Annotated in this window: 5 protein-coding genes and 2 pseudogenes; 3 read left to right on the top strand and 4 right to left on the bottom strand. The window is 60.6% G+C overall.

Annotated elements, in window-relative coordinates; genetic code table 11:
* From RTS12_RS08250 to RTS12_RS08235, 4 genes and pseudogenes are all read right to left on the bottom strand, one after another.
* Window positions 1-533 (bottom strand): annotated as a pseudogene (locus tag RTS12_RS08250) (ATP-binding cassette domain-containing protein); the annotation flags it as partial.
* Window positions 534-586: 53 nt separating this feature from the next.
* On the bottom strand, window positions 587-1399 hold the full coding sequence (locus RTS12_RS08245) for an ABC transporter permease (protein WP_312527328.1): 813 nt from the start codon (window positions 1397-1399) through the stop codon (window positions 587-589).
* Window positions 1396-2334, bottom strand: a complete 939-nt coding sequence (locus RTS12_RS08240; RefSeq protein ID WP_312527325.1) for an ABC transporter permease — start codon at window positions 2332-2334, stop codon at window positions 1396-1398. Before RTS12_RS08240 ends, RTS12_RS08245 begins: the two co-directional genes overlap by 4 nt.
* 97 nt (window positions 2335-2431) lie before the next feature.
* Window positions 2432-4060 carry an MFS transporter gene (locus RTS12_RS08235; protein ID WP_312527322.1) on the bottom strand — a complete coding sequence of 543 codons (1629 nt, stop codon included), beginning with the start codon at window positions 4058-4060 and terminating at the stop codon, window positions 2432-2434.
* Between the two features lie 272 nt (window positions 4061-4332).
* On the opposite strand from RTS12_RS08235, the pseudogene RTS12_RS08230 reads away from it, so the two are divergent.
* From RTS12_RS08230 to RTS12_RS08220, 3 genes and pseudogenes are all read left to right on the top strand, one after another.
* Window positions 4333-5646 (top strand): annotated as a pseudogene (locus tag RTS12_RS08230) (D-amino acid dehydrogenase); the annotation flags it as partial.
* Window positions 5647-5938: 292 nt separating this feature from the next.
* On the top strand, window positions 5939-6694 hold the full coding sequence (locus tag RTS12_RS08225) for a L,D-transpeptidase (protein WP_312527317.1): 756 nt from the start codon (window positions 5939-5941) through the stop codon (window positions 6692-6694).
* A 184-nt stretch (window positions 6695-6878) separates the two neighbouring features.
* On the top strand, window positions 6879-7783 hold a 905-nt coding region (locus tag RTS12_RS08220), incomplete at its 3' end, for a lytic transglycosylase domain-containing protein (RefSeq protein WP_312527314.1).

Below are 7783 nucleotides of genomic sequence, written 5' to 3'. Positions count from 1 at the left end.
CCCTCGTCGCGCACCAGCCCCTTGAGCAGGTCAAGGATCTGCGCTTGCGTGGTCACATCCAGCGCCGTCGTCGGCTCATCCGCGATCAGCAGATCCGGGCGCGTGGCGATGGCCAGCGCGATGGCGACGCGCTGGCGCTGTCCGCCGGACAGCTCGTGGGGGAACAGCGTCAAGGGAAAGCGCGGCTGCGTCAGGCCAACGCGGTCCAGCCGGTCGCGCGCTTGGGACAGGGCTTGGGCGCGGCTGATGGGCTGGTGAATGCGTAGAACCTCTGCGACCTGATCGCCGATGTTCATCAGCGGGTTCAGCGCGGTCATCGGCTCTTGAAAGATCATGCTGATGCGCTTGCCGCGAATGGTGCAAAGCTCTGCCTCGGGCAGATCCAGAATGTTGCGGCCATCCAGTTCGACCCGACCAGAGGCCGCCGCACCGCGCGGCAAAAGCCCGATGATCGCCAATGCGGCCATGGATTTGCCCGAGCCGCTTTCTCCGACAAGCCCAGTGATCTGGCCTGGCGCAAAAGCAAGGTTGATGCCTTGCAGGATGGGAGTTGCGCCGATGCGCAGCGAAAGGTTCTGGACCGTGATCACGCGCGCCCTCGCAATCTTGGGTCCAGCCGGTCACGCAGCCCATCGCCCAAAAGGTTCATGCCCAGCACGGTGATGACGATGCACATGCCGGGAATGATTGCGACATGGGGGGCAAGCGTCACCATGGTCTGGCTTTCGGCCAGCATACGGCCCCAGCTGGGGGTTGGCGGCTGGGCACCAAGTCCGACATAGGACAGGCCCGCCTCGGCCAGAATGCCAAGGCTGAACTGGATCGTACCCTGAACGATCAGCAGATTCATGACATTGGGCAGGATATGTTCAAGGCTGATCCGGGTCGAGGATTTCCCCGCCACTTCGGCGGCGCGGATATAATCCAACGTCCACAAAGGCAGCGCCCCCGCGCGCGTCACGCGGGCAAAGACCGGGATGTTGAAAATGCCGATGGCAATGATCGCATTCACCGCGGAGGGGCCAAAAACCGAAGTGATCAGCACTGCAATCACAAGGCTGGGAAAGGCAAAGACCAGATCATTGGCGCGCATGATCAGATCATCCAGCCATGAGCCGCGATAGGCCGCAGCCAGCAGGCCAAGCGGCACGCCGATCCCCATGCCGATCACCACCGCCACCAGCGCCACCGCGATCGAGACGCGCGCGCCAACCATGATCATCGACAAGATGTCGCGCCCGAAGTGATCGGTTCCGAACCAATGGAGCGCCGAGGGCGGCTGCAGTTTATCGGGGATCGACATGGCCGTTACGGCATAGGGCGTCCAGAAAAATGAGATCAGCGCGGCAAGCAAGGCCAAACCGGCCAGCGTCGCACCCAGAATCAAGGTCCATCTCATCGGCGCAACCTTGGATCGACAATGGCGTAGCCAAGATCGACCAGAAAGGTGACCAGGATGACGATTGCCACCATAACCAGCACCGCCGATTGCACCACGATCAGATCCCGTTGGGTAATGGCCTGAAAGATCAGGCGGCCAAGCCCGGGCAGGTAAAAGACGTTTTCGATGATAATCGCGCCCGCCAGCAGAAAGGAAAACTGCATCCCCATGATGGTCAGAACCGGGATCATGGCATTGCGCAGGGCATGGCGGCGCAGGGTTTGACCGATGGTCAGCCCCTTGGCCCGGGCGGTTCGGATATAGTCCTGCTCTAGCGTTTCGATCAGCGCCGAGCGCAGCACGCGCGCAAGAATGGCCGCCTGGGGCAGGGCCAAAGCGATTGCGGGTAACAACAGGGCCTTGAGGGCGGCAAGCGGATCGGCCCAGCCCGGAAAGCCACCGGCGGGCAGCCAGCGCAGCTTGACCGCGAAAACCAGCACCAACAGCATCGCAAACCAGAAATTGGGCAAGGCGACGCCGATTTGGGTGATGCCCATCACGGCAGTATCGCCACCTTGTCCACGCCGGCGCGCGGCGAAAATCGCAATCGGAAAGGCCAAGGCAAGGGACAGCACCAATGCCATCAACGTCAGTGGCAATGAGACCTGCATCCGATCCAATATCATCGAAGCGATCGGGGTTTTATACGTAAAGCTTTGCCCGAAATCGCCCTGAATCACCCCCGTGATCCAGCCAAGATAGCGCCAGGCCAGCGGTTGGTTCAGGCCCAGCTGCTCGCGCAGGGCGGCCAGCGTATCGGGCTGTGCGCCCGTGCCCAGCATAAAGCTGGCCGGATCGCCGGGAAGCAGGGCAATAACCGCGAAAATCAGCGCAGAGGCGATGATCAGGCTAAGCCCAAGCGAGATCAGGCGGCGAAGGATATAGTTGATCATCGGCACGCGCTTGAAGGCCACCCGGCGCTGCCGAAGCGCGCCATCAGATCCGCGCCGATCCGGCGGATCGCTGTTGCAGGGCGCGATCGCGGCGCGCTCAAGGGACCTCGATCTTGCCGATCAGCGGCAGGTCGTCTTCGGGGGTGACGTTGTGACGTTCAATCATGCGGTGCACGGGCGGGGCCCCCTCACCCTGATGCAGCGCCGATAGACGCTCGGTGACAAGGGCATCGGTCTTGGTGCGGCGCATATTATGGCGCACATAATCATCCCATGTGGCGATATGATAGCTTTCCGACCACAAGTTGGGGTTTTCAAGATCGCGCAACAATGCCCAGCCCCTTGCGCCATCCCGGCGGCGGATATTGCGCCTTTGGGCCATCAGATCAAGAAACTCGGGCACATCCTCTTGGGCGATGCGATAGTCGATCATGATCATGATCGGCCCCGAGCGGCCGCGCAGGTCAAGGCGCAGTTGCGGCTCGCGGAATGTATTGATCGGATCAAGGTTAAGCGTGCCGAATTCAGGCACGCTTAGCCAATGGCCCAGCATCGCCCCAAGCAGCAGCGGCACTGCCGCGCAGGCAAGGGCCGTGTCGATGCTATATGAAGAGGCAACCGAGCCCCAGACCCAAGACCCGGCGGCCATCCCCCCAAAGGTTGCCGTCTGATAAAGCGCAAGCGCGCGCGCCACGACCCAGCGCGGCGTTGAAAGCTGGACCGAGACGTTGAAAAGCGACAGCGCCAGCACCCAGCCCGCGCCAGCGGGGAAAATCGCCAGAGCATGCAGCCAGACGGAATCGGTAAATGCCAAGATCAAAGCGGCAACCGCAAAGGCCCCGAAGGAAATCCTTACGATCACCTCATTGGGCAGGCGCTCTCGGATATAGGGGTTCACCACTGCGCCGATGATCGCGCCAAGGCCAAAACAGCCCAAAAGCAGGCCAAACAGGAAAGAGCCGCCATCGGGATGAGATTTCGCAACCAACGGCAAAAGCGCCAGAATCGAGACCGCCGAAAAGCCGAAAAGGCCAGCGCGCGCCAAGACACGCACCAGATTGGGCGAGAGGGCGACATAGCGCAGACCCGCGCCCACGGCTGACACGAACGGCTCGCGCGCGACGGCGCGCTTGGGGGTGACGGGGTGCCAGAAGAAAAGGGCGCCAAGCAAGGGGATATAGCTCAGCGCGTTGATCGTGAAGGCCGCCGCAGCCCCCCAAGCCGCGGTGATGATCCCCCCCGCCGCAGGCCCGACGCTGCGCATCAGGTTGAACCCCACCGAATTGAGGGTGACTGCGCCCGGCAGGTCCTCGCGGGGGACCAGATCGCCCATGCTTGCCTGCCAGGGTGGGTTGTAGAGCGCCTGTCCCATGCCGATCAGGAATGTGAAGCTCAGCAAAAGCCAGGGCGTCATCACCCCTTGCCAGGTCACCACCGCCAGAACGACCGAGACGCTGGCCATAAAGACCTGAGCCGAGATCAAAAGCGTGCGGCGATCAAACAGATCCGCAAGCGCGCCCGAGGCCAGCGCAAAAAGCATGATCGGCAGGGTGTTTGAGGCCTGCACCAGTGCAATCAGCGTCGGGCTGTCGGTGAGCTGGGTCATCATCCATGCCGCGCCCACCGCTTGAACCAGCCCGCCGAAGTTCGACACAAGCGTCGCCGACCACAGCATCCGGAAGTCGCGATGGCGGAACGGGGCGAGGGGAGACTGACGATCTGACACTTGCGCGCTTCCGCTGGCTTTTATTGGCCGAGTCTATCATTCGCACCGCCAGCTTCAATCCATCAGCCACGTAAAAAGCTTTCGGGCGAATCGAGCGTTCAGTAGCGAATTTGAGGGCTAATGTTTCATCAATATGTAGAATGTTGAAATAAACTGCGATCTATATTGGATATGGGTGATGATTATTGCAAAAATGGGTATTTTTTTGATGAAGATCGGGAGCTAATTTTCACGCGGAGAGCTATTTTCGAGAAAAGGCTTGGAATCAGAGGTTTCCGCTTATGAAAGTTGTCGTGCTTGGCGCAGGTGTAATCGGGGTAACCTCGGCTTGGTATCTGGCGCAGGCCGGTCACGAAGTCACTGTGATCGACCGCCAAAGCGGCCCCGCGCTGGAAACCAGTTTTGCGAACGCGGGCGAGGTCTCGCCGGGATATTCCTCGCCTTGGGCGGCGCCGGGTATTCCGCAAAAGGCGATCAAATGGATGTTCCAGCGCCATGCGCCGCTGGTTTTGCAGCCACGTTTCGACATGCAGCGGGCCAGCTGGATGATGCAGATGTTGAAGAACTGCACCTCGGATGCCTATGCGATCAACAAAAGCCGTATGGTGCGGATTGCGGAATATAGCCGTGATTGCCTGATGGCGCTGCGTGCAGAGACCGGTATTCGTTACGATGAGCGTATGCAGGGTACCTTGCAGGTGTTTCGCAGCGAGAAGCAAATCGAGGCGGTGGCCAAGGATATCGCCGTTTTGCAAGCCGATGGCGTGCCCTTTGAGGTTTTGGACCGTGCTGGCTGCGTTCAGGCCGAGCCGGGACTTGCCCCTTCGCAAGAGCTGATCGCGGGCGGGCTGCGTCTGCCGGGCGATGAAACCGGGGATTGTTTCAAATTCACCAATAATCTGGCTGAAATGGCGGCGGCGGCGGGGGTGACCTTCCGTTGGGGCGTATCCATCGAGGCGCTTGAGGCCGAAGGCGGTCGGATTTCCGGCGTTCGCACATCGGCCGGGCGCGTGGTTGCGGATCGCTATGTCGTGGCTATGGGAAGCTATTCCCCCTTCCTGGTGCGGCATTTGGGGATGAAGCTGCCGATCTATCCGCTCAAGGGCTATTCCTTGACCATTCCGATCGAGGATGCCGAGATCGCACCGGTTTCGACGGTCATGGATGAGACCTATAAGGTTGCAATCACCCGTCTGGGCGATCGAATTCGCGTCGGTGGCCTTGCTGAAATCGCAGGTTTCGACACGACGTTAAGCCCGCGCCGCCGCGCCACCTTGGAGCTGTCGGTCAATGATCTGTTTGGTGGGGCAGGTGACACCCGCAAAGCCGAATTCTGGAGCGGGCTGCGTCCGATGACGCCAGATGGAACGCCGATCATTGGTGCGACAAGCCTGCCCAACCTGTATCTGAACTGCGGGCATGGCACATTGGGTTGGACCATGGCTGCGGGCTCGGGCAAGCTTTTGGCTGATCTGATCACGGGACGTCGCCCCGATATCGAGCATGAAGATTTGGCCTATGCCCGCTACACACGCAAAATGGCTGCCCGCCCCGCTGCGGGACAGCGCCAGCCTGCCCAAGCCTGATCTGCAACGCCAGACGCCGTAGAAACCCTTACGGCGTCTGGCCCTTCCTTCTTCTTGCTTTCGGCGCAGGCCGCGCACGCCCCCCAAGCAAAACAAGCGAAATGGCAACAGTCTGAAGAGGAAACGGTAGTGGATTCCGCCCGGCCCTTGACGACAACCATGCTTAGCAGGCTTTAAATGTCCTGATGTGAGTCGCGGTCTTGGTCTGCCCCATCGCCGGATTCAAAGAGCTGCGTTTCTGCTGCCACGGTTGCTCGGTTTCGATGTGACCGCGTTACGAAGGAAGAAAAATATGCGAATTGCCCCGCTGATGCTGAGCATGGCATTGGGTCTGGCCGCTTGCGCCCCCGCAACTGCGCCGCAACTGGCCCCTGCCACCTCGACGCCCGCCATCTATCAGGCCCGGGTCGATACTGGCCCGAACGGCCAGGCCATCGATATTCCGGCCGTGCGCCCGGCCTATCTGAACGAGCGCAATGCCCGCCAGCGTGTCGCTTATAATGGCCCCGACGCACCTGGCACCATTGTCGTCGACCCCTATGCGCGCCTTCTTTACCACGTGCTTGATAACGGCGAAGCCATGCGTTTCGGCATCGCCGTCGGCAAGGCTGGCAAGGGCTTCAAGGGGAATGCGACGATCAGCCGTAAAGCGGCATGGCCGTCCTGGACGCCGACCTCGAACATGGTGCGTACCGAGCCCGAGCTTTACGGCCATTTGAAAAACGGCCTGCCGGGCGGGACAAGCAACCCGCTTGGGTCGCGCGCGCTGTATCTGTATCAAGGCAGCCGCGACACCATGTACCGCATTCACGGCACGATGGATCCCAGCTCGATCGGCAAGGCCACATCGGCTGGCTGTATTCGCCTGTTCAACCAAGACATCATGGACCTGTTTGACGAAACCAAAACAGGCACCCGCGTCAAGGTGCGTAGTCAGGCAGAAAGCCTTGCGCTTGAAGGGCCGCAGGTCGAGACGCCTGACGGATATCTGATCCCTCAATCCCAGGCCCAGGCCGCTGATGTTCAGGACGTCGCCGTCAAACAGTGATGGGCTGAGACGTCATGATCTTTTGACGCGCGCGCCCTGGCTTAAGGGGCGCGCGTTGTCTTGAAAAAGCCAAGCCAAAGATGTGGTCCTATGCTAAAGCAGACCGCGCCCCATCAGCTTTGGCGGCATGTCTGTTGAGGGTTTGGTTTCCGTGTGGATGCGTCGATTTCTGATTTTTTGCCTGATGGCTCTGACCGCTTTGCCTGCCACGGCCTATGAGGCGGTGGATGCGGTTCATGGCATCCGCGCCCCAAGAGTTGAACCGACCGCCAAGACCGCCAAGCGCCAGGACAATGCCTCACGTCGCTGCACGGCGGACGGGCGCTATTGCATCACGCTGGAAACCTATATCGCCGATGTCTGTCGCACGATCGAGGATGCCTCGACCCATCACGGTATCGATCCCCATTTCCTTGCGCGGCTTTTGTGGAAGGAAAGCCTGTTCGAGGCCAATGCCATCAGCCCGGTCGGTGCGCAGGGCATTGCACAATTCATGCCCGGAACTGCAGATATCGTTGGGCTTGATGACCCGTTCAATCCGGCCAAATCGATTGACGCCTCTGCACGCTATTTGCGCCAGCTGACCGACGGCTTTGGCAATATCGGTCTTGCTGCCGTGGCCTATAATGGCGGCGAGGGGCGCGCTGCACGCTTCAAGGCCAGCGGCGGCACCCTTCCTTGGGAAACGCAGGATTACGTCGAGGCGATCACGGGTTTCAACGCCTGGATCTGGCGCGATGATCCCCCTGAAGCCGCCAAGATCGATATTCGGCTCGATAAGACGACCCCTTTCCTGAAAGCCTGCGTGACCCTGGCGGGTAACCGAAAGCTGCATGAGTTTCAGACACCCGAGCGCGCTTGGCCATGGGGGGTTATCGTGGCCTCTCACCCCAGCAAATCCGGGGCTAGCCAACAGGTTCAGCGTCTGAACCGACAGCTTCGCCCGATTTTGGGCGGCAAGCGTGTGGGCTATGTGCGTCGTCAGCTGACAGGGTCACCGCGCAGGGTCTATACGGCGCAGATCGGCTATAGCTCCAAGGGCGAGGCCAGTTCGTTTTGCACCCGATTGCGCAGCCTGGGTGGCCGCTG

Source organism: Paracoccus sp. (in: a-proteobacteria) (assembly GCF_032007265.1).
Lineage (GTDB): Bacteria > Pseudomonadota > Alphaproteobacteria > Rhodobacterales > Rhodobacteraceae > Paracoccus.
This window is presented reverse-complemented; position numbering and strand designations above follow the sequence as displayed.